General features: G+C 65.5%; 18 protein-coding genes. 8 read left to right on the forward strand and 10 right to left on the reverse strand.

The annotated features are described in order from the left end of the window. The first annotated feature begins 5 nt into the window (after nt 1-5). Together AB7008_RS10970 and AB7008_RS10975 are read left to right on the forward strand one after the other, a co-directional pair. On the forward strand, nt 6-1,199 hold the full coding sequence (locus AB7008_RS10970) for a protein-glutamate methylesterase/protein-glutamine glutaminase (protein WP_041955012.1): 1,194 nt from the start codon (nt 6-8) through the stop codon (nt 1,197-1,199). Beyond that, the gene (locus AB7008_RS10975) at nt 1,196-2,068 is read left to right on the forward strand and encodes a CheR family methyltransferase (protein ID WP_028158902.1); all 873 of its coding nucleotides are present in this window, start codon (nt 1,196-1,198) and stop codon (nt 2,066-2,068) included. The genes AB7008_RS10970 and AB7008_RS10975 overlap by 4 nt, the downstream gene beginning before the upstream one ends. A gap of 162 nt (nt 2,069-2,230) precedes the next feature. Here AB7008_RS10975 and AB7008_RS10980 read toward each other — a convergent pair whose 3' ends face one another. The 4 genes from AB7008_RS10980 to ctrA form a co-directional block, all read right to left on the reverse strand. Next, nucleotides 2,231-3,391 carry a glutathionylspermidine synthase family protein gene (locus AB7008_RS10980; protein WP_304492818.1) on the reverse strand — a complete coding sequence of 387 codons (1,161 nt, stop codon included), beginning with the start codon at nt 3,389-3,391 and terminating at the stop codon, nt 2,231-2,233. 3 nt (nt 3,392-3,394) lie between these two features. Continuing rightward, nucleotides 3,395-3,796 carry a hypothetical protein gene (locus AB7008_RS10985; RefSeq protein ID WP_304492819.1) on the reverse strand — a complete coding sequence of 134 codons (402 nt, stop codon included), beginning with the start codon at nt 3,794-3,796 and terminating at the stop codon, nt 3,395-3,397. A gap of 1 nt (nt 3,797) precedes the next feature. Beyond that, nucleotides 3,798-4,202 carry a DUF350 domain-containing protein gene (locus AB7008_RS10990; RefSeq protein WP_212486699.1) on the reverse strand — a complete coding sequence of 135 codons (405 nt, stop codon included), beginning with the start codon at nt 4,200-4,202 and terminating at the stop codon, nt 3,798-3,800. A gap of 171 nt (nt 4,203-4,373) precedes the next feature. Continuing rightward, on the reverse strand, nt 4,374-5,075 hold the full coding sequence (gene ctrA / locus AB7008_RS10995; RefSeq protein WP_008138878.1) for a response regulator transcription factor CtrA: 702 nt from the start codon (nt 5,073-5,075) through the stop codon (nt 4,374-4,376). Between the two features lie 431 nt (nt 5,076-5,506). Between ctrA and fliI the strand changes: the two genes are divergently transcribed. The 6 genes from fliI (at nt 5,507) to AB7008_RS11025 (ending at nt 11,716) form a co-directional block, all read left to right on the forward strand. Beyond that, nucleotides 5,507-6,832: a flagellar protein export ATPase FliI gene (gene fliI / locus AB7008_RS11000; RefSeq protein WP_038936482.1), complete on the forward strand. Its 1,326-nt coding sequence runs from the start codon at nt 5,507-5,509 to the stop codon at nt 6,830-6,832. A 121-nt stretch (nt 6,833-6,953) separates the two neighbouring features. Then, nucleotides 6,954-7,373: a flagellar export protein FliJ gene (gene fliJ, locus AB7008_RS11005; protein WP_008138882.1), complete on the forward strand. Its 420-nt coding sequence runs from the start codon at nt 6,954-6,956 to the stop codon at nt 7,371-7,373. Nucleotides 7,374-7,553: 180 nt separating this feature from the next. After that, nucleotides 7,554-8,099 carry a sigma-70 family RNA polymerase sigma factor gene (locus AB7008_RS11010; protein WP_441258798.1) on the forward strand — a complete coding sequence of 182 codons (546 nt, stop codon included), beginning with the start codon at nt 7,554-7,556 and terminating at the stop codon, nt 8,097-8,099. Between the two features lie 37 nt (nt 8,100-8,136). Further along, the gene (locus tag AB7008_RS11015; protein ID WP_304492820.1) at nt 8,137-9,210 is read left to right on the forward strand and encodes an anti-sigma factor; all 1,074 of its coding nucleotides are present in this window, start codon (nt 8,137-8,139) and stop codon (nt 9,208-9,210) included. A 210-nt stretch (nt 9,211-9,420) separates the two neighbouring features. Continuing rightward, the gene (locus AB7008_RS11020; RefSeq protein WP_304492821.1) at nt 9,421-10,380 is read left to right on the forward strand and encodes a helix-turn-helix transcriptional regulator; all 960 of its coding nucleotides are present in this window, start codon (nt 9,421-9,423) and stop codon (nt 10,378-10,380) included. A gap of 115 nt (nt 10,381-10,495) precedes the next feature. Next, a complete protein-coding gene (locus tag AB7008_RS11025) occupies nt 10,496-11,716 on the forward strand; it encodes an NAD(P)/FAD-dependent oxidoreductase (protein WP_248881492.1) in 1,221 nt (406 codons plus the stop codon). 313 nt (nt 11,717-12,029) lie between these two features. Here the strand turns inward: AB7008_RS11025 and AB7008_RS11030 are convergent, their stop codons facing one another. From AB7008_RS11030 to AB7008_RS11055, 6 genes are all read right to left on the reverse strand, one after another. Next, complete coding sequence (locus tag AB7008_RS11030) at nt 12,030-12,233, reverse strand: hypothetical protein (RefSeq protein WP_014497685.1); 204 nt, start codon at nt 12,231-12,233, stop codon at nt 12,030-12,032. Between the two features lie 295 nt (nt 12,234-12,528). Next, the gene (gene flhA, locus AB7008_RS11035; RefSeq protein WP_041955018.1) at nt 12,529-14,670 is read right to left on the reverse strand and encodes a flagellar biosynthesis protein FlhA; all 2,142 of its coding nucleotides are present in this window, start codon (nt 14,668-14,670) and stop codon (nt 12,529-12,531) included. A 355-nt stretch (nt 14,671-15,025) separates the two neighbouring features. After that, complete coding sequence (locus AB7008_RS11040) at nt 15,026-15,328, reverse strand: copper-binding protein (RefSeq protein WP_041955019.1); 303 nt, start codon at nt 15,326-15,328, stop codon at nt 15,026-15,028. Nucleotides 15,329-15,342: 14 nt separating this feature from the next. After that, nucleotides 15,343-15,798 (reverse strand): cupredoxin domain-containing protein, encoded by a 456-nt coding sequence (locus AB7008_RS11045; protein WP_304492823.1) that lies wholly within the window; start codon nt 15,796-15,798, stop codon nt 15,343-15,345. A 35-nt stretch (nt 15,799-15,833) separates the two neighbouring features. Continuing rightward, nucleotides 15,834-17,165 carry a copper oxidase gene (locus AB7008_RS11050; RefSeq protein ID WP_304492824.1) on the reverse strand — a complete coding sequence of 444 codons (1,332 nt, stop codon included), beginning with the start codon at nt 17,163-17,165 and terminating at the stop codon, nt 15,834-15,836. Nucleotides 17,166-17,178: 13 nt separating this feature from the next. Then, nucleotides 17,179-18,603: a TolC family protein gene (locus AB7008_RS11055; RefSeq protein WP_304492825.1), complete on the reverse strand. Its 1,425-nt coding sequence runs from the start codon at nt 18,601-18,603 to the stop codon at nt 17,179-17,181. Nucleotides 18,604-18,612: the final 9 nt, after the last annotated feature.

Consider the following 18,612-nt stretch of genomic DNA (forward strand, 5'->3'; position numbering starts at 1 on the left):
GAGTAATGAGTGTTGCGTTCGCAGGTAATTCGACCACGGGTCCGTCGCGCGACGCCGGGCCGCTGCGGGTGATGGTCGTCGACGACTCCGTCGTCATCCGCGGTCTGATCTCGCGCTGGATCGGTGCCGAGCATGACATGGAGGTCGCGGCCTCGCTGCGCACCGGGCTCGAGGCGGTCAACCAGCTCGAACGCATCAATCCCGACGTTGCCGTGCTCGACATCGAAATGCCCGAGCTCGACGGCATCTCGGCGCTGCCGCAACTGCTGGCGAAGAAGCGCGATCTCGTCATCATCATGGCCTCGACGCTGACCCGCCGTAACGCTGAGATCAGCTTCAAGGCGCTGTCGCTCGGCGCGGCCGACTACATTCCGAAGCCGGAGTCGACGCGCGAAGCGTCGGCCGCGGACATCTTTCATCACGACCTGATCCAGAAGATCCGTCACCTCGGCGCGCGGCTGCGCCGCAGGCCCGCGGTCGCGAGCCCGCCGCTGGCGCCCGCGACCCCGGCACCGGCTGCACGCGCACCGGCCGTCGTGCGGCCTGCCGCGCCCGCACCGGCCCTGCATGCGCCGTCGTCGGGGGCGCTGTCCACGCGCCCGTTCTCGGCCCACGCACCGAAGGTGCTGCTGATCGGCTCCTCGACCGGCGGTCCGCAGGCACTGATGGCGCTCGTCACCGAGCTCGGCCCAGTGATCGACCGCTTCCCGGTGCTCATCACCCAGCACATGCCGCCGACCTTCACCACCATTCTCGCCGAGCACCTGGCGCGCGCGAGCCGCAAGCCGGCGGCCGAGGCGGTCGACGGCGAGCCAGTGAAGCCGGGACGGATCTACCTCGCGCCCGGCGGCAAGCACATGCGTGTCGTGCGCAGCGGCGCGGACGCGGCGATCGCGCTCGACGACGGTCCCGCCGTCAATTTCTGCAAGCCCGCGGTCGATCCGCTGTTCACCTCCGCCATTGACATATGGCACGGCAACATCCTCTCGGTGATCCTGACGGGCATGGGCTCGGACGGCATGCGCGGCGGCAAGGACATCGTTGCCGCCGGCGGCAACGTGATCGCGCAAGACGAAGCCTCCAGCGTGGTCTGGGGCATGCCGGGCGCGGCGGCCAATGCCGGCATCTGCGCGGCGATCCTGCCGCTCAATCAGATCGGCGCCAAGGTCAACCGCCTGTTCGCGGGAGACCGCTCGTGACGCCGGTCGACTACGAGTATCTGCGCAAGTTCCTGAAAGAGCGTTCCGGCCTCGATCTCTCCGCCGACAAGCAGTATCTCGTCGAGAGCCGGCTGCTGCCGCTTGCCCGCAAGGCGAGCTTGCCAGGTATTCCCGATCTCGTGCTGAAGATCAGGAACGGCGATGGCCGGCTTGCGACCGACGTGGTCGAGGCGATGACCACCAACGAAACCTTCTTCTACCGCGACAAGATCCCGTTCGATCATTTGCGCGAAACCATCCTGCCGGGCCTGCTCCAGGCGCGCGCGGCGCGCAGGTCGCTCCGCATCTGGTCGGCGGCCTCGTCGACCGGGCAGGAGCCCTATTCGATCGCGATGTGCGTGAAGGAGATGGGCGCGGCCTTCGCCGGCTGGCGCATCGAGATCGTCGCCACCGATCTGTCGCAGGAGGTGCTGGAGAAATCCAGGGCCGGCATCTACAGCCAGTTCGAGGTGCAGCGCGGTCTGCCGATCCAGCACCTGATGAAATACTTCACGCAAGCCGGCGAGCTCTGGCAGCTCAATGCCGACATTCGCGCGATGGTGCAGTTCCGTCAGCTCAATCTGTTGCAGGACTTCTCCCATCTCGGCACGTTCGACGTGATCTTCTGCCGCAACGTGCTGATCTATTTCGACCAGGACACCAAGGCCGTGATTTTCGAGCGCATGGCGAAGGGACTGGAAGCCGACGGCACGCTGCTGCTTGGCGCCGCCGAATCCGTCGTCGGAATCACCGACGCATTCCGCCCGATCACCGAGCGCCGCGGTCTCTATCAGCTCAACCCCGCGCGCTCCGGCCGTCCGCTGGGCGGATTGATGCCGCAGCCGCTGAAGGTCGCCGCGGCGAGGTGATCTCCGTTTCTGTCATTCCGAGGCGGCGCGTCAGCGCCGAGCCCGGAATCCATAACCACAGGCCATCGAAAGGACAGGCGGTTAGACGCGGGCCATTTCATCCGCCTGTGGCTATGGATTCCGGGCTCGCTCGCTTCGCGAGCGCCCCGGAATGACGAGCCTCTACAAAATCGCATGCGGCAGAAACCGCGAGCGGTTGCCGGTGATCGGGCTCTCGTCCTCGCGGATCGACAGGCCGCACGGCTCGTGGTTCACCAGCCAGCTTCCCACCACCACATAGAAGCCCGAGAAATTCGGCAGCGGCGACAGCGCCTGCCGCACGAAGCCTTCTGCGCCGTAAGGGCCTGCCTGCTCGTCGAGCGGCGTGCCGCCGGACACCAGCGTGACATTGGCGCCTTCGCGCGACAGCAGCGGCTTGCGGACGTAGGAGCTGCCGAGCTCGGCTGCCCGTGTGTCGTCCTCGAAGAAGGCCGGCAGCAGATTGGGATGGTTCGGAAACATCTCCCAGAGCAGCGGCAAAATGCCCTTGTTGGAGAGCACCGCCTTCCACGGCGGCTCGATCCAGCGCGTGGGCGCGCTCATCAGCTTGGCGCCGAAGGCATCGTGGAACATCCATTCCCAGGGATAGAGCTTGAAGGCGAGCGCGATGTCGCCGTCGTCGAGATCGACGAAGCCGCCAGGCTCGTGGCGCCAGCCGATCTCCTCGATGTCGAGCAGCCTGGTCGAGAGCCCCGCCTGGCGCGCGGTGTCCTCGAGATAAGCGAGCGTGCCGGCGTCTTCCTCGTTGCCTGTGGTGCCGGTGAGATGGACATGGCGGCCTGCGGCAATCTCCTTCCACGCCGCGATCAGCCGCTCGTGGATGGAGTTGAACTGGTCCGCGCGCGCCGGAATGATGCGGCGTTCGATCGCCTGTTCGAGCCAGGTCCATTGAAACACCGCGGCCTCGAAGATCGAGGTCGGCGTGTCCGCGTTGTATTCGAGCAGCTTTGCAGGCGACTGTCCGTCGAACTTCAGATCGAGCCGGCCATAGAGGCTGCGGTCGTCACGCTCCCAGCTCTCGGCGATCAAGCTCCAGAATGCCTCCGGAATCTTGAGGCGTCGCAGATGGCGGTCGTCACCGATCACGCGGCCGGCAAGCTCCAGGCACATCGCGTCGATCTCGGCTGTCGGCGTCTCGATGCCGCGCTCGATCTCGTCGAGCGTGAAGGCGTAATAGGCGCTCTCGTCCCAATAGCGTTCGCCATCGATGGTGTGGAAGGCGAAGCCGCATTGTTCGGCGGTCTGCCGCCAGTCGTCGCGTTCGGGGCAGACGATGCGTCGCATGGATCAACCACCCCCCGAGAAGCCATGGCCGAACGAGCCGAAACCGCCACGGCTCACGCTGCTGGAGCCTGAGTCCGAAGAGGTTCCCGATGAGGAATGGCTCGAGGAGTCGCTGCTGAAGAAGCTCGATCGCGACGACCAGCGCGAATTGCTGCCGCCGCTGCCGCCCGATGAACTGCTGCTACTGCTGCTACTGCTGCACGTCGTGGTCGTCTGGCCCGGCACGGCTCCTGGCGTGGGCTCGCAGTGCTGCCGCGGCATCAGCGTGTAGGCGGTGGTGCCGACCGCAATCGTGCCCATCACCAGCAGCGCGACATGGCCGGAGCGCTTCACCGGCGGCCCCGATGGCGGCGCCACGGGCGCCGGCCGGCGCTTGCCGAACTCCTTTTTGGAGGGTTTGGCCATGTCAGTAGATCATGCAGGCGGCGTTCAACAGGCCCGCCGCGAGGGAGGACAGCCCGAGCCAGATCGCCGGCGCAAGCTCGCCTGCGGCAATCCGCGCCGACAGGTTCGGCACCGGGACCTTCACCAGGAAGAGCACGATGATCTGCACGATCAGCGCGATGATCGCCCAGATCAGGCAGTCCAGCACATTTGCCGAATGCGCGATCGCGCTGACCAGCGGCGCCACGAAGCCGAGCAGGCTGAGACCGAGCGCGATCGCGGCAGCCGGCTCGTTGTCGCGGATGAGCTGGAATTCATTGTGCGGGGTGATGCGGGTGTAGACGAACAGATACGCCACGATCGCGATCAGGCCAGTGCAGAAATAAACCAGGAAGGCGGGCAGGCCGGCGAGTGATTGCAGGATCATCGTTCCCCCATCGTGCAGCGACCATTCGTCGGCGACGGGAGGATAGCGGTTCAATGGCGCAAGGACGATGAGGCCGCCTTGGCGTCCCCAAAAAACAAAACCCCGCCATTTGCGGCGGGGTCCAGGCTGGGAGGAGCGAGCCCCGGGGGGCTCGCGACGTAAAGCCCAGGATCAGGCGGGAATGCGCTCTTCGTGCTCGTGCGGCTCGCGCAGCACGTAGCCGCGGCCCCACACGGTCTCGATGAAGTTGCGGCCCTCGGAAGCGTTGGCGAGCTTCTTGCGGAGCTTGCAGATGAAGACGTCGATGATCTTCAGCTCGGGCTCGTCCATGCCGCCATAGAGGTGGTTGAGGAACATTTCCTTGGTGAGGGTCGTACCCTTGCGGAGCGAGAGGAGCTCCAGCATCTGGTATTCCTTGCCGGTCAGATGCACACGCTGGCCGCCGACTTCCACCGTCTTGGTGTCGAGGTTGACGACGAGGTCGCCGGTCTGGATGACCGACTGGGCGTGACCCTTGGAGCGGCGCACGATCGCGTGGATGCGGGCCACCAGCTCGTCCTTGTGGAAGGGCTTGGTCATGTAGTCGTCGGCGCCGACGCCGAGACCCTTGACCTTGTCCTCGATGCCGGCGAGGCCGGAGAGGATCAGAATCGGTGTCTTGATCTTGGAGACCCGAAGCTGCTTGAGCACGTCGTAACCGGACATGTCGGGCAGGTTGAGGTCGAGAAGAATAATGTCGTAATCGTATAACTTACCGAGATCGACGCCTTCTTCCCCCAAATCGGTCGTGTAGACGTTGAAGCTCTCAGACTTCAACATCAGCTCGATCGACTGCGCGACGGCGCTGTCATCTTCAATCAGCAAAACGCGCATGCCAGTTCCCCATAGTCGCCGCTCCCGGGCGTCAGGTCGGCCGCATTCGCGGCACTCAACAAAACGCCTTTGAACAACTGATTCGGATCCTGACAACAGATGGTTAACAAACTCTGATTCTGGAACGCAAGTCCCCCCGGTGCAATTTTTGTCGAATCGCCCTAAGGTCTTGCGCGCGAAGCAGCTTTCGTCACCCCGTACCGTTCAAGTTCCACTTTAAGAGACGGGCCTAACCGACTCCCGCGACTCAGCCTTCTTCTGAAGGGGAGCCACGCTCAGTCACAAAGACAGTGACGCAATGATTAACGATGCGGGTAAACACGAAGTTAAGCGCCGTTCAGAAATATGGCGAAACTTAAGTCTTTCGCCACGATGCCCGGGATCGAAGGCGATCACCTTATGAAGGTCCTCCTATTGAAGGCGCGCCGCTGATGAAGGCCCTTGCCGAACAGATCGGCGACATCGACGGCGTCAACATCTATGGCCGCGTGGTCGGCGTTCGCGGCCTGATGGTCGAGGTGGCCGGACCCATTCACGCGATGTCGGTCGGGGCGCGGCTCGTGATCGAGACCGGCGCGAACCGTTCCATTCCCTGCGAGGTGATCGGCTTCTCCGGCAACAACGCTGTCGTGATGCCGTTCGCCGGCCTGGACGGGGTGCGCCGCGGCTGCAAGGCCGTCATCGCCAATGCCGCCAATCAAGTGCGTCCGTCATCGGCCTGGCTGGGCCGCGTCGTCAACGCGCTGGGCGAACCGATCGACGGCAAGGGGCCGTTGCCGCAGGGCCCGGCGCCGATGCCATACCGCAATTCGCCGCCGCCGGCGCATTCGCGCAAGCGCGTCGGCGCCCCGCTCGATCTCGGCGTGCGCGCGATGAACACGTTCCTCACCTGCTGCCGCGGCCAGCGCATGGGCATTTTCGCAGGGTCCGGCGTCGGCAAATCGGTGCTGCTGTCGATGCTCGCGCGCAACGTCGATGCCGCGGTCAGCGTCATCGGGCTGATCGGCGAACGCGGCCGCGAGGTCCAGGAATTTTTGCAGGACGACCTCGGCGAGGAGGGCCTGGCGCGCTCGGTCGTGGTGGTCGCAACCTCGGACGAGCCGGCGCTGATGCGGCGCCAGGCCGCCTATCTGACGCTCGCGGTGGCCGAATATTTCCGCGACGAGGACAAGGACGTGCTCTGCCTGATGGACTCGGTGACGCGCTTTGCCATGGCCCAGCGCGAGATCGGCCTGTCCGCCGGCGAGCCGCCGACCGCCAAGGGCTATACGCCGACCGTGTTCACCGAGCTGCCGAAGCTCCTGGAGCGCGCGGGGCCGGGCCTGGGCGAGGGCGCGATCACCGCGATCTTCACGGTGCTGGTCGACGGCGACGACCATAACGAGCCGATCGCGGATGCCGTCCGCGGCATCCTCGACGGCCATATCGTGATGCAGCGCTCGATCGCCGAGCGCGGCCGTTACCCCGCCATCAACATCCTCAAATCCGTCTCCCGCACCATGCCGAAATCGGCCGATCCGCAGTTCTGGCCGACCATCCAGCGGGCCCGCCAGGTGATGGCGACCTATGCCGACATGGAGGAATTGATCCGGCTTGGGGCCTACCGGGCCGGCTCCAGCCCCGAGGTCGACGAGGCGATCCGGCTGCACGAGCCGCTGGAGGCGTTCCTGCGCCAGCGCAAGGACGAAAATGCATCACTGGCGGACGGCTACCGCCAGTTGGCGCAAATCCTCGGTGATTTGGAAACGGAACGCTAACTTTGTCAGGTCATCATCCGCTCTCACAGAGTAGCAGAGCCGGTCTTGGCCCCAATCGGGCCTGTGGGGAGACCGGTGACGTCCCACGTGCAGCCAGGGGACTTCTGGGGAGTATGAGTCGATGAAGTCACGTGATACCCTCATCCGCCTGAAGAAATTTCAGGTCGACGAGAAGCGCCGCCGGGTCACCCAGATCGAGACCATGATCGCCGACTTCCAGCGGATGTCGACCGATCTTGAACGCGAGATCACGACCGAGCAGGAGCGTGCCGGGATCAACGATCCCTCGCACTTCGCTTATCCGACCTATGCCAAGGCCGCGATTCAGCGCCGCGAGAACCTGACCCGCTCGGCCGACGAGCTGAAGGGCCAGCTCGACGAAGCCAAGGCCGCGCTGGCCGAAGCCTTCGAGGAACTGAAGAAGGTCGAGCTCCTCGACGAGCGTGACCAGGCCCGCGAGCGCGCCGAGGAAAACGCCCGCGAGCAGGCCGATCTCGACAGCATCGGCCTGATGCGCGCCCGCATCGGCGCCGTCGCCTGACGACGCAGCCAGCGGTCCAACAGCCGAGAATTCGTCGAACCCGGGCCCGCAAGGTCCGGGTTTTGCGTTTGCTATCCACAGCGTGGCGCGCCGCCCCTTGGTGATGGGCTTTGCCGCGCGCTATGGTAGCGGAGTGCCAGGGCCCGCGCGGAACGCGACAGGCCGTGCGTGGGGGGCCGAATGCTGACGCCAGCAGAGCTGGCCGGGCTGATTGGAGAGGTCGCCAGGGGCGATCAGGCCGCGTTCGAGCGCCTCTACGTCGCCACGCGCGCGAAACTCTATGGCGTCGTGCTCCGTATCTTGCGTCGACAGGATCTCGCAGAGGAGGTCATTCAGGAGACCTACGTCAAGATCTGGAACGGCGCGGGCCAGTTCAATCCGGCCTTGTCGTCGCCGATCACATGGATGGCATCGATCGCGCGCAACCGCGCCATCGACATCGTGCGCAAGAAGACGGAAGTCTCCATCGAGGAAGAGCCGCAGGCGATGGAAGTCGCTGCCGACAGCCCCGATCCGCTGGCGCGGAGGGAGATGACCGAGGAGTTGAAGCGGCTCCTGGAATGCATCGGCCGGCTCGAGCCGGATCGTCAGCGGCTCGTGCTTCTCGCCTATTACAACGGCTGGAGCCGCGAGCAATTGGCGGAAAAATTCGCCGCGCCCGTCAACACGGTGAAGACGTGGCTCCGGCGCAGTATGTTGGATATCCGCGAGTGCCTCGGACTATGAGGGCTTGCATTGTGAGAGTGGTTCTGGACTGCAAGTGATGGCCTACACGGAGGACCATATCGCGCTCGCCGCGGAATATGCGCTCGGCACGCTCGACGCCGACGAGCGCGCGCAGGTCGAGACCATGATGGCCGTGGACGAGGCGTTCGCCGATGTCGTGCAGGCCTGGGCTTACCGGCTCGGCGTCCTCAACCAGATGGTCGGTTCGGTCGAGCCGCGTCCGATCGTGTGGGAGAACATCCGGTCCGAGCTTGCGCGGACGGACTTTGCGCAGGAGACGCCTGAACCGGAAGCTTCGCCGCTGCCGCCACCTGTGCCGCCGCCACCTGTGCCGGAGTCCTCCTCGATCGAAGCTGCACCGCCCGAGCCGGCACCGGACGTCGCGCCGCAACCGGAGCTGCAGCCTTCCGAAGCGGAGCAGCCCGGGACGGCGCGGCCGGCACCCGATGCGCTTCCCGACATCGCGCCGATATTCATGCCGCAGGTGCATGCGCCCGATCCTGACGTCGTGCGCGCGCCGCCGGCGCCGGTCGCCGACAACAGCAACGTCATCCGGCTCGAGAGCCGCGTGAAGCGTTGGCGCACGATCGCCTCCGCCGTGGGCGCGCTTGCTGCCGCGCTGCTGGTGACGCTGTCGCTTCAGATCTTCCGGCCCGATGCGCTGCCGGGCGGCTTGCGTCCGGCGCCGCGCATCCAGATTGTGGAAGTGAAGACGCCGGCGCCGCTCGCGGCTGCTGCGCAATATGTCGCGCTGTTGCAGGGCCAGGGCGGCGGTCCCGCCTTCATCCTCACGGTCGACGGCGCGACGCGGAATTTCACCGTGCGCAAGGTCGGCGCGACGCCGGAGGCCGGCAAGAGCTTCGAGCTCTGGCTGATCTCCGACAAGCTGCCACGTCCGCGCTCGCTCGGCGTGATCGGCGCGGGCGATTTCACCGCGCGCCCGGTGCTCGGCTCCTTCGATCCCGAGGTCGTCAACGGTGCGACCTACGCCGTCACCGTCGAGCAGGCCGGCGGCTCGCCCAACGGCCAGCCGACCTCGGCTCCGGTGTTTTCCGGCAAGCTGATCGAGACCGTGCCGCCGTCTCAACCGCAGGCGCCCGCGAAGAAGTAGGTGTCGTGGCGCCGTAGCCCGGATGGAGCGCAGCGCAATCCGGGCTACACGGCGCTCGACCGTCGCCAAGGTCCGTCCAGCCGTCGCAACCCGACAAGTCCCGCCGAATCCGCCCCCGCGTTGAACCTCCCCGCAATCCGCGGCGTCAAATGCCCGGAATTTGCAGTCGGCGCCGCACATCATGGCGCCGGAGAAGGGGCTAGAAGTCAGATGGATGCAGCTAAGACGCCGGGCATCTTCGTCCACCAATATGCGGGTCTTCCGCATGGTCCGGCCTTCGAACATTGGCGCGAGCGGGCCTTCGGTCCCTGCGGCCTCGATGTCGGGCCGAGCCATGGCGACAGCATCGATTGCCGGCTCCAGGTCAGCGTGGTCGACAATATCGCATTGGCCATTCCCGAAGGTGCCTCCGCGCAATATTCACGCACGCAAAGCCATCTTGCCGACGGCAGCGACGATCTCGTCCTGATCGCCGCGCATGCGGGTCTCGTCCGCGTCGGGCAGAACGGCCACACCGTCGAGCTTGCGCCGGCGCAGATGGTGCTGGTCGACATGGGCGTCACCGGCACCGTCGGCCACACCCAGGAAGATCGCTTCACCAGCATCCGTATGCCGCGCCGCGCGCTGCTCGACATCAATCCGCGTGCCGAGGACAAGCTGTCGCAAGTTCTCTCCGACGGCGCGGTGGCCGAGACGATCTTCCGCTACCACGCACTCGCCGCCAACCACGCGCCGCATCTCGACGCCGTCGGCCAGCGCCTGACCGCGCAGCACGTGATCGATCTCGTCGGCCTGCTGCTCGGCACCGATGCGGAGCATGCAAGCCTTGCGCGCGGTCGCGGACATGCGGCGGCCCGTCTCGATCTCATGCGCGCCGACGTGATGGCGGCGCTTGGCCGCAACGATCTCTGTCTGTCCGAGATCGCGACGCGCTCGGGGCTCAGCCCGCGCCAGGCGCAACGCTTGTTCGAGCAGGCCGGCACGACCTTCACCGAATTCGTGCTGGAGCAGCGCCTGGTGCTGGCGCGGAAGCTGCTCGGCGATCCCCGCGCGAGAACGCGCAAGATCAGCGACATCGCGCATTCCTCGGGCTTCTCCGACCTGTCCTATTTCAACCGCGCCTTCCGCAAGCGTTTCGGTGCGACGCCATCGGAGCTGCGCGAAGCCTGAGCCGCGATTTTATGCGGCGGAGCGGCGCCGCCGCAGTTGGTCGATCCGGTCGAATGAGCTATATCTGCCTGCGCGGGCAGGCCGCCGGAATTCTTGGACAAGGCAGTAAACGGACATGGCGCGTATCGTCGTGCTCGGCGCCGGGTTTGCGGGTCTGTGGGCGGCCATCGGCGCCGCGCGCAAGCGCGACGAGATCGGCGCGGCCGGCCGTGACGTCGAGATCCGAGTCGTCGATCGCAATCCCTATCACAACATCCGGGTGCGCAACTACGAGGCCGACCTCAGCGAGGTCGCACTGCCGTTGCCGCAGCTGCTCGATCCGATCGGCGTCACTCATGGCATCGGCGAGGTCGAAGCCATTGACGCGGCACGGCGCGAGATTTCTCTCGTCACGAACAGTGGCGAGGAGACGCTGAGCTACGACCGCCTAGTGCTGGCGCTCGGCAGCGAAGTGATGCGTCCCGCCATCCCCGGCCTTGCCGAGCATGCTTTCGACGTCGATACCTATGCCGCTGCGCTCATCCTCGAAAATCATCTCGTCTCGCTCGGACACCGCGCGCCATCGCCGGGGCGCTCGACGGTCGTGGTGGTCGGCGCCGGATTCACCGGTATCGAGGTCGCGGCCGAGATGCCCGACAGGCTGGCGCGCGCCGGCATCACCGGCAGCCGCCGCATCGTCCTGGTCGATCCCAACCCTGCGGTCGGCGCCACCATCGGCGCGCATGCGCGTCCCGTCATCGAGACGGCTTTGGCCTCGCTCGACGTCGAGACGCGGCTTGGCGTGCGCGTCGTGTCCGTCGAGGCCGCCGGGATGCACCTGAGCTCGGGCGAGTTCATCCCGGCGCAGACGGTGATCTGGTGCGCCGGGATGCGCGCGAGCCGGCTGGCCGAGAGCTTCGCGGGCGCACGCGATCGCCTCGGCCGCCTGCTGGTCGATCCTTTCATGCGGGTTGCCGATGTGCCGGGCGTGTTCGCCGCCGGCGATGTCGCCTCGAGCGTGGTCGATGGACTGCACCCGACGGTGATGTCCTGCCAGTTCGCCCGTCCCATGGGCCGCTTCGCCGGTCACAATGTCGTGGCCGATCTGGCCGGCCTGCCGATGTTGCCGCTGCGCATCGACTGGTATGTGACCGTGCTCGACCTCGGCGGCTGGGGCGCGCTCTATACGGAAGGGTGGGATCGCGAGGTTCGCACCACTGGCGCGGCTGCAAAAGCGACCAAGCAGACCATCAACTGCAAGCGCATCTACCCGCCGCTCACCGGCCGCAAGGACGAGCTCTTCGCTGCCGCAGCGCCGACGGTCCAGGCGCCGCCGCCGACTTATGGGGCGCGGTAGTTGCTGGGCTGCGCGCGTGCCTCAACCTCACTGTCATCGCCCGCCTTGTGCGCAATTGCGCACGGGGGCGGGCGATCCAGTATTCCAGAGACCCTTGCTTGAGCCGAGAAACCGCGGCGTACTGGATTCCCCGCCTTCGCGGGGAATGACAGCAGTGCTGGGGCGGCAACAGCACCCCACAAATGAGAAAGCGCCCGTGGGGGGCGGGCGCTTTCCGTAGTCGACTTGGGGTTGGGGTCGTCTACATATCCACGTGGCGACTTTGGGGGGCTGGTAAAGAGCCGCGTGAATTCATAAAACTCGTCAAATCTCCTTATCGAACGAGGGACGCGTTCGAGCTGGTGATAACAACCGGCTTGCCGGCCTTGATGACGCGGGCGGTCTGGGTCAGGCCTTCGTCCGAACCCGTGCGTGCCGCCGTGATGCCGAAGCCTGCCACCGCGATGCCGGCGACGAGGGCTACGACCACGATTTTCAAGTGGGTCGAGCGATCAGCGCTGTAAATCGAGTGGTTCATGGAAGGCTCCTGCCGCCATCTACCCGAAGTAGTCGCTACCCTGTTGGGGGAGGTTCATGCTTCCGGTCCCCAACAACCTAGTATTGGGGGGATTCGTTCCCAAGGGGCCATCACAAGAGCGTGACAGGACGTGAAAGATCGCGATCAAAGGCGACCCCTCAATCGTGCGATTATATAATTATTTCAAAGGTGTAATGTGCTTGCGAGGCGCCTAATTTGCATTTGGTCGACAAGGCGCCAGGAACTCAAAAACCATTTGCCTGTGGCTGAAAAACATACGGCTTCTTAAGGCAAATCAGATGCTTCCGACCGTTTTCAACCTCGCCCTGGGGTGGATTTCAGCCTGCGACAGCACCGTCGTCTGGGCCCGGAACCGCTCGACGAGGGAGCGTACGAAGGGACGAATTGCCGCAGACGTGACCAGCACCGGCGCCTCGCCTTCGCGCGCGGCGCGCTCGAAGGCCTCGCGCACGCCGGTCATGAATTCCGACAGCTTCGAGGGCTGCATCGCGAGGCTGCGTTCCTCGCCCTGGCCGATGATGGATTCGGCGAAGGCCTGTTCCCAGCGCGCCGACAGCGCGATCAGCGGCAGATAACCGCTATAGGAGGTGTTCTGGGCGCAGATCTGCCGCGCGAGGCGGGCGCGGACATGCTCGACCATGGTCGCGGGATTGCGCGAGAAGGCGAGCGAGTCAGCGATGCCTTCCAGGATGGTCGAGAGATCGCGGATCGAGATGCGCTCGGCGAGCAGCAGCTGCAGTACGCGCTGGATGCCGGAGACCGTGACCTGGCCCGGCACGATGTCCTTGACCAGCTCGCTCTGCTCCTTCGGCAGCTCCTTGAGCAGCTTCTGCACCTCGCCATAGGAGAGCAGGTCCGACATGTTGGCCTTGAGCAGCTCGGTGAGGTGGGTCGAGAGCACGGTCGCGGCGTCGACGACGGTGTAGCCCTTGAGCGAGGCTTCTTCCTTGAGGCTGGCATCGACCCAGGTCGCGGGCAGGCCGAAGGTCGGCTCGGTGGTGTGAATGCCGGGCACCTGCACCTGGCTGCCGCCGGGGTCCATGACCATGAACTGGTTCGGCCAGATCTTGCCGGTGCCGGCGTCGACCTCCTTGATCTTGATGATGTAGGTGTTGGCTTCGAGCTGGACGTTGTCGAGGATGCGCACGGCGGGCATCACGAAGCCCATCTCGATGGCGAGCGAACGGCGCAGCGCCTTGATCTGCTCGGTGAGGCGGTCGGTGCCATCAGGGCCGTTGACCAGCGGCAGCAGCGCGTAACCGAGCTCGATCTTGAGGTCGTCGATCTTGAGCGCGGCCGAGATCGGCTCTTCGGCCGCAGCGGCGCCCGGCGCACCTGGCGTTCCCGGCGCGGGGGCGGTCCTGGCGGCTTCCTCGGCCTTGGCCGTCACGCGGTTGCGGTTGCGGGCGTGCCAGGCGAGCGCGCCGGCGCCGGCGCCGAGCGCCAGGAAGGGAATGGTCGGAATGCCCGGCAGGGCCGCCAGCACCAGCATGACCGCCGCGGACATCGCGAGCGCCTGCGGGTAGCCGGAGAACTGCTTCATCAGCGCCTTGTCGGCGGCGCCGGACACGCCGGCCTTGGAGACGAGCAGGCCGGCCGCGGTCGAGACGATCAGCGCCGGCACCTGGGTGACGAGGCCGTCGCCGACGGTCAGCAGCGTGTAGCTGCGCCCGGCGTCGGCGAAGGAGAGGCCCTGCTGCGCGACACCGATGATCATGCCGCCAACGATATTGATGAAGACGATTAAAAGGCCCGCGATGGCGTCGCCGCGGACGAATTTCGAGGCGCCATCCATGGCGCCGAAGAAGCCGCTCTCGTCCTCCAGCTCCTTGCGCCGGTGCTTGGCGACCTTTTCGTCGATCAGGCCGGCGGAGAGATCGGCGTCGATCGCCATCTGCTTGCCGGGCATCGCGTCCAGGTGGAAGCGTGCGGCGACTTCGGCGATACGGCCCGAACCCTTGGTGATGACGACGAAATTGACGATGATCAGGATGGCGAAGACGATGATACCGATGACGAAATTGCCGCCCATCACGAAGCTGCCGAAGGCTTCGATGACGTGACCGGCGGCATCCGTGCCCTCGTGCCCGTGCGACAGGATCAGTCGGGTCGAGGCCATGTTCAGCGACAGCCGCAGCATGGTCGAGATCAGGAGGACGGTCGGGAAGGCGGAGAATTCCAGCGGCGCCTGGATGAACAGCGACGTCATCAGGATCAGGATCGAGAGCGTGATCGAGATCGCCAGGAACAGGTCCAGCACGATCGCGGGCAGGGGGAGGATCAGCACCACCAGGATGGTGAGGACGCCGAGCGCCAGCGCGATATCGCCGCGCTTGAGGATGTTGCCGATCTCGGTAAGGGTCGGGAAGCTGGCTTTCGTGCTGCCTACGCCCTGTCCCGCGGTGACGTCGACCATGGTAGCTGCTCCCCCGCGCGACTGCCGCCCGCGCGCCCCAAATGTCTGCGCGGCGGCCGAAGGGCCGCCGTTTCGAAAGTGAGGCACCGCACTGGCGTCCACGGGGGACCTCCCGTTCTACGCGGCTGACGACACTCGACTTTACCCGGCAATTCTTGCCGGGTGTATGGTTAGCAAAGGGTTAACGGAGGGTGCGGCGTGAGGTCAGGCCGGGGTGTTTCGGGCCTCCCAGGCCGTCATTCCGGGGCGCCCAAAGGGCGAGTCCGGAATCCATCGTGCTGCGGGTGTTGCGGGGAAATGGATTCCGGGCTCGCGCCAAGAGGCGCGCCCCGGAATGACAGTTGAGGGGGCAGCCCTACTTCGCCTTCTGCATCGTCGTTACCGTATACCCCGAAGCCGCCTCCTCGGCCTCGAAGGTCACCTTGTCGCCGACCTTCACCTGCTTGAGCAAAGCGGGGTCCTTGACGCGATAGACCATGGTCATGGGCTCATCCATGCCGAGGCTTTTCGCCGGTCCGTGCTTGAGCGTGATTTTGCCGGCGCCTTCGTCGATCTTCTTGACCTCGCCGCTGATCGCGGCGCCCTGGGCCGCGAAGGCTTCGGCGGCAAGACTGACGGTCAGCGCCAGCGCTGCGGCGATACGGATGGTGCGGTTCATGGGAGTCTTCCTTGTTACTTGACGGTGACGTGGCCGACCATGCCGTAGTCGCGGTGGTCGGGAATCAGGCAGGAGAATTCGAACGTGCCGGCCTTGCTGAACTTCCAGAGGATCTCGGCCGTCTTGTTCGGCGCGAGCCTGACGCCGTTGGGATCGTCGTGCTCCATATGCGGATGCTTCTTCATCTCCACGGCATGGGCGAGATTCTCCTTCGTGGTGGCGAGCAGGAATTCATGGTCCTCCTTGCCGACGTTGCGCAGCACGAAACGAATCTGCTCGCCGCGTTTGACCTCGATCCTGGCGGGCGCGTAGTCCATCTCGTTCAGCAGGATCTCGATCGTGCGCGCGGGCTTCCTGGGATCGCCGGGCTCGCCGGCCGAAAAGGTCCCGTGCCCGTGCTGGTCGTGGGCAAAGGCCGGTGCGATCAAAAGTGCAGCCAGCACAAGTCCGAGTTTGATCGTCTTCTTCATCTTGTTCTCCAGTTGGTGGTGGTTCATCGAAACGCTCACATCTTCATGTTCTTCATCGGCGCGCCTTGCTGCCGCGCCGGCTCCGCGGCCGGCGGCGTGACCTCGTAGGCGACGGTGCCTTTCGGGAATTGGTAGGGGCCGGGATCGCGATAATCGTCGCGCGCGAGGTCCTCGCGGATCTTCATCACCGTGAACATGCCGCCCATCTCGATCGGCCCGAACTGACCGGTGCCGGTCATCATCGGCAGCGTGTTGTCGGGCGCGGGCATCTCCATGTTGCCCATCGCCATGCCGGTCGAGCCCATCGCCATGCTGTCAGGTGCGAGCTTGCCGACCGCCCTGGCGAGGTCCTTGCGCGACACGCCGATCAGATTGCGCACCTCGTGGCCCATCGCGTTCATGGTGTGGTGCGACTTGTGGCAGTGGAACGCCCAGTCGCCGGGATTGTCGGCGAGTACGTCGAACACGCGCACCGCGCCGACTGGCACGTCGGTGGTCGTCTCCGGATATTGCGCGCTCTCCGGAATCCAGCCGCCATCGGTGCAGGTCACCGCAAAGCTGTGGCCGTGCAGATGAATCGGATGGTTGGTCATGCTGAGATTGCCGATGCGCACGCGCACCTTGTCGCCGAGCCTGACCGGCAAGGGATCGATGCCGGGAAACACCCGCGAATTCCAGGTCCACATGTTGAAGTCGGTCATCTCGTTGACCTGCGGCAGGTAGGTGCCGGGATCAACGCGATAGGTGCTCATCACGAAGACGAAGTCGCGGTCGACGGGCCGGAAGCTTTGATCGCGCGGATGCACGACGACCATGCCCATCATGCCCATCGCCATTTGCACCATCTCGTCGGAATGCGGGTGGTACATGAAGGTCCCGCTCTTCTTCATCTCGAATTCGTAGACGAATGTTTTTCCCGGCTGGATGTGCGGCTGCGTCAGTCCGCCGACACCGTCCATGCCGCTGGGAATGATCATGCCGTGCCAGTGCACGGTGGTGTATTCGGGCAGTCTGTTGGTGACGAAGATGCGGACCTTGTCGCCCTCGACCGCCTCGATGGTCGGACCCGGCGACTGGCCGTTATAGCCCCACAGATTCACCTTCATGCCTTCGGCGAATTCCCGCACCACGGGTTCGGCAACGAGGTGGAATTCCTTCCAGTCGCCGTTCATGCGGAACGGCAGTGACCAGCCGTTCAGCGTGACCACGGGGCGATAGTCCGGGCCGCTGATCGGATGCAGCGGCGGCTGCATCACCACCTTGTCCATGTGAGGCGCTTCCGGAATGGACGCGGCCTGCACACGGCTGCTGATGGCCGACGCGCTGGCGAGCGCGGCGGTGCCCAAAAATCCTCGACGGGAAAACATGTTGGCCTCCATCTCAGTGGCCGCCATCGGCAGGTGCTGCCGCGGCGATGGTGGTTGAAGTGTCGCCGCCCGACGCAGGTACGCCGCCGCCGTTGACGGCGGTCTGGAGGTCGGACTGGGCGAGGAAGAATTTTTGCCTGGCATCGATCGCGCCGCGCAGCGATGCGAGGCGCTGCCGCGCTTCAGTGAGCAGCGCGAAGATATCGACCTGCATGCTGGAGAAGCGCAGCTGCATCTCCTCGGTGATGATCTTGCGCAGCGGCAGGATCTCGCGCTGATAGTGGCTGGCGATGTCGTAGCTGGAGCGATAGACGCGATAGGCATCGCGCGCCTCGGAGCGGACGTTCACAGCGCGCTCGGTCAGGCGGTTGAAGGCGAGATTGTAGGTCTCCGCCGCCTGCCGCATCCGCACCTCGCCGCCGTCGAAGATCGGGATCTGGAACTGCACGTCGAAGCCGCGTTCGCGGAACGGCGGGCCCTCCGGGTCCTGGGTGCGGCGGGAGATGCCGGCGAGGTCGAGCAGCGTGACGAAACGCGTCGCCTCGGTGAGGTTGAGTGACTTTGCCAGCGCCGTCAGCTCCAGCCGCGCGATCTGAAGATCGATGCGATGGGCCACCGCATCGGCCTCGATCGAGGGCAGTGCCTGCGGCCGGCGCGGCAGCGGCGGCAGTTGATCGGGCAGACGGAAGTCGAGGCCGCCGTCCCACAGCCCCATCAGGCGCGCGAGCCTTTCGCGGGCGCTCGTCGCGGCCTGGCGCGCGGAAGCGAGGTCGGCGGTGGTCTCGGCATAAAACACCTGCTCGCGGGCCTGATCGAGCTTGTTGATCGAGCCGGTCTCGCCGAGTTTGACCGCAAGCTGCGCCGTCGATTCCGCCGTCGCCTTCGCATCGGTGAGCAGCGCCACCATGTCGTTTCCGGCGACCGCACGGAAATAGGCGCGCCGGACATCGGCGGCCAGCCGCAGCGTCGCCAACGCCGCGCGCAATTGCGCCTGACGGAAACGGTCGCGGGCGATGTCGGAGCGGAACGGCAGCGTGGCCAGCGCGAGGATGTCGCCGACCACCTGACGCTCTATCTCGCTCGCGCCATTCCCTGCGATGCGCGAGATCGAGAACACGGGATTGGGCGGCAGGCTCTGCTCGACGAGTTCGGTCTCGGCCAGCGCCAGCTCGTTATAGGTCGCTTGCAGTCCCTTGTTGTTGAGCAGCGCGATCTGCACGGCCGTCTCGGTGGTCAGCGTGCGTGCCAGCAAGCGGCGGACGGCCGCGTTGACGGCCTCCGCGCCTTCGGCCGTTCGCACGAAGGCGACGTCCTTGTTGATGGTCTGGCTGGTGAGGTCCGAGACCGTCGTCATGCCTCCGTCCGGCGAGAATGCCATGCAGCCGGAGAGCCCGAGCGCTGTGAGTACGAGCAGGCCCCGCGCAAAATGATGTGCCATGGCGCGCTC

Origin of the sequence: Bradyrhizobium sp. 521_C7_N1_3 (genome assembly GCF_052075975.1) — a bacterium.
In the GTDB taxonomy this organism is placed as follows: Bacteria; Pseudomonadota; Alphaproteobacteria; order Rhizobiales; family Xanthobacteraceae; genus Bradyrhizobium; species Bradyrhizobium japonicum.